This is a genomic window from Veillonella sp. CAG:933, from assembly GCF_000431435.1.
Classification (GTDB): domain Bacteria; phylum Bacillota; class Negativicutes; order Veillonellales; family Veillonellaceae; genus Veillonella_A.
In genome coordinates this window covers 1-574 of the sequence record NZ_HF986202.1, presented here as the reverse complement: position 1 = coordinate 574, position 574 = coordinate 1, and the positions used below count along the sequence as shown (strand labels likewise).

Genomic DNA, 574 nt, shown 5'->3' with positions numbered 1-574 from the left:
GGCGGTCATCGTTACAAGCCACTCACGATAATTCTTACGATGAAATACTGCCGGCACTCGCCCCGATTTCTTGCTGTCTCGTTTCGCTTGTTCAATAGCCTCGTATAAGTTCAACCGCTCCACTCGCTTAACTTCGGCGTGGATGCCGGGTAGGCCGATAACATCCGCCGCCTCTCCCGTAATTCCACAATATTGAGCCGTACGCCTTACCTTGTCGAAACCTTGACCGTGGCAATACTTGGCAAATTCAAGCTCGCCCTCGGCGCCTTTGCGATTAATATTAATCATGCCCTCACCTCATCAAATAAGCTAATTTCTTTTTCCCGGAATAACTCCGGATTAATCATTTGCTCCTTGGCGGCCTCATAGAATGGCTTGTAAACTTCAAACCCGTAACTATGACGCCCTAATTCCCGGGCGGCTCGTAATGTTGTAGCGCTGCCGGCCACCGGGTCGATTACCACGTCGCCGGGGTCTGTGTAGATTTCAATCAGTTTTTTGATTACATTAACCGGCTTTTGTGTTGGGTGAATTTTCGGAATATCCTTCCCATCACGTTGCCACTCCTGCCAGT

Annotated in this window: 1 protein-coding gene; it reads right to left on the bottom strand. The window is 49.5% G+C overall.

Going from position 1 to position 574, the window contains the following annotated elements:
• Window positions 1-284 precede the first annotated feature (284 nt).
• On the bottom strand, window positions 285-574 hold a 290-nt coding region (locus QZL64_RS07120), incomplete at its 5' end, for a DNA methyltransferase (protein ID WP_296309428.1).